We start from the raw sequence: 2,611 nt of genomic DNA, 5'->3' as shown, positions 1-2,611 counted from the left end.
CCAGCACGTCCCGATCTTGCGCCAAGGTCGCATCGAGGATGCCTACTGGACCTACGGGTTCAGCCCGATCGATGACGAGACCGCGTCCAACGGCATCGGCGGGGTAATCTCGATCCTGACCGAGACCACCAAGCGCAAGGCACTGGAGGACAGCCTTCGCGCCAGCAACCAGCGCCAGCGAAACCTCCTCCGGCAGATACCGGGCTTCGTCGCCGTGCTCGAAGGACCGGACCACGTCTACACATACGTCAATGATGCTTACGAGGCGATCGCTGGTTCCCGCGATTACCTCGGCCGGACTGTGCGCGACGTATTCCCTGAACTCGAAGGGCAAGTTTTCTTCGACCTGCTGGACGAGGTGTACGCCACCGGCATCCCGTTCTCGGCACAGGCCACGTCGATCCGCCTCGCGGATGAGGACGAGGACCGGTACATCGACTTCCTGTTCCAGCCCATCCGCGAACAGAATGGTCCGATCAACGGCATTCTCGTCGGCGGCCATGAGGTCACGGCGCGGGTGCGTGCCGAGACTGCGTTGCGCGCCGAGCGGGATCAGGCGCGGCATCGGGCGGTGAAGGCGCACGCTGATGCCGAGCGCGTGCAACTTGCCCTTGGCGCAGGTGCCATCCTCGGGACGTGGCACTGGGACATACCCAGCGACCGCTTCACCATCGACGAAGGCTTTGCCCGCAGCTTCGGGCTCGACCCGGACCTTGGCACGACCGGCATACCGCTTGCTCAGATCGTTGCGACCGTGCACCCCGACGACCAAGCCGGATTGGCCGAGGCGATCAACGGCGCTGTCCGGCGGGGTGGAGCCTACGCGCACCAGTATCGTGTGCGCCGGATGGACGGGCGCTACTACTGGATCGAGGCCAACGGGTGCGTTGACCGCGCTGAGGATGGCACCCCATCGAGCTTCCCCGGCGTGCTCATCGACGTGGAGGAGCGCCGCGCCGTCCTTGAGGAGCGCGACCGCGCGGCGGCAGCGTTGCGTATCCTCAACGAGACCCTAGAACAGCGCGTGGCCGAGCGGACCGCCGAACTGATGCAGGCCGAAGAAGCGCTGCGGCAATCACAGAAGATGGAGGCAGTGGGCCAACTCACCGGGGGGCTGGCGCACGACTTCAACAACCTGCTCGCGGGCATCTCCGGATCGCTGGAATTGATGCAGAACCGGATGCAGCAAGGCCGCCTCAAGGACGTGGACAAGTACATGGTGGCCGCGCAGGGGGCCTCGAAACGAGCCGCGGCGCTGACCCATCGACTGCTCGCGTTCTCGCGCCGCCAGACCCTCGACTCCAAACCCACCGATGTAAACCGCCTCGTCAGTGGCATGCAGGAGATGATCCAGCGCACGGTCGGCCCAGGTGTCCCGGTCGAGGTGGTCGGTGCGTCCAACCTATGGCTGGCTCTGGTGGACCCGCCGCAGCTTGAGAACGCCTTGCTCAACCTGTGCATCAACGCCAGGGACGCGATGCCGGATGGCGGGCGCATCACGGTAGAGACCGCGAACAGGTGGCTGGATGAGCGCGCTGCCAAGAAACAGGACCTCCCGGAGGGGCAGTACCTCTCACTTTGCGTGACCGACACCGGCACCGGCATGCCACCAGAGGTGATCGCGCGGGTATTCGAACCGTTTTTTACGACGAAGCCCATAGGTGAGGGCACCGGCCTCGGCCTGTCGATGATCTACGGCTTCGCGAAGCAGTCTGGTGGACAGGTCCGGATCTACTCCGAGGTCGGTCAGGGTTCGACCATCTGCATCTACCTGCCCCGCCATTACGGCGAGGCGGCCGACGAGGTCGGCACAATCAAACTCGATGCGTTGCCCCGCTCGGAGCAGGAGGCAACGGTGCTGATCGTGGACGATGAGCCGACCGTGCGCATGCTCGTCACCGACATCCTGGAAGACCTTGGCTACCTCGCCATAGAAGCAGGCGATAGCGCGGCGGGGCTGAAGATCCTGCAGTCCGACGTGCGCATCGACCTGCTGATCACGGATGTCGGCCTGCCCGGCGGCATGAATGGCCGTCAGATGGCGGATGCGGCGTGCGTCGCCCGGCCCGGCCTGAAAGTGCTGTTCATCACCGGCTACGCCGAGAACGCCATCCTCGGGAACGGCCATCTCGCACCCGGCATGGCAGTGCTGACCAAGCCATTCGCGATGGACGCCATGGCTGCCCGCATTCGCTCGCTGATCGAAGCAGTCAAGGATGCGAAGCGGTAGAGCTTATCGCGTGAGCAGCGCCTAGGTGGCACGATAGTCCGTTTGAAATTCCATAGCGGACACTCCTTCCGGCGTCCTACAACTTCCGCTGCTCAGTCTCAGCAGACCTTGGATCAGGCCCGCTCCAGCAGGTCGAGGAGCATGGTGCCAGCAGCCGCGATGACGTTGCCGCGCCCCCGCCAGGGCAGCACGACCGCCTCGGGCGCCGGCTCTACCGCTATCTCCGGCAGAACGGTCTCAGGCGCCTCGGCCTCGCCGTCCCGGTCGCTGCCTCGCATGTAGACGACCTGCGAGTCGGCGGTGTTCTCGGGCGCCGCCAGGGACGGCTCGGCGTCCCCGCCATCCTCCAGGTCCGCATCACCATCCATGTGGTCCAGAACC

The 2,611-nt window shown here is 65.2% G+C and carries 1 protein-coding gene and 1 pseudogene; one reads left to right on the top strand and one right to left on the bottom strand.

The genetic code is table 11. The features are described from left to right. A partial coding sequence (locus MKK82_RS29815; protein WP_243987698.1) for an ATP-binding protein occupies positions 1-2,230 on the top strand: 2,230 nt, incomplete at its 5' end. A 113-nt stretch (positions 2,231-2,343) separates the two neighbouring features. Here the strand turns inward: MKK82_RS29815 and MKK82_RS29810 are convergent. Next, positions 2,344-2,611 (bottom strand): annotated as a pseudogene (locus MKK82_RS29810) (hypothetical protein); the annotation flags it as partial.

The sequence above is a fragment of the Methylobacterium sp. E-046 genome (genome assembly GCF_022829625.1).
Lineage (GTDB): Bacteria > Pseudomonadota > Alphaproteobacteria > Rhizobiales > Beijerinckiaceae > Methylobacterium > Methylobacterium longum.
The sequence above is the reverse complement of the archived record's forward strand: the minus strand, read 5'-3'. Positions and strand labels throughout refer to the sequence as shown.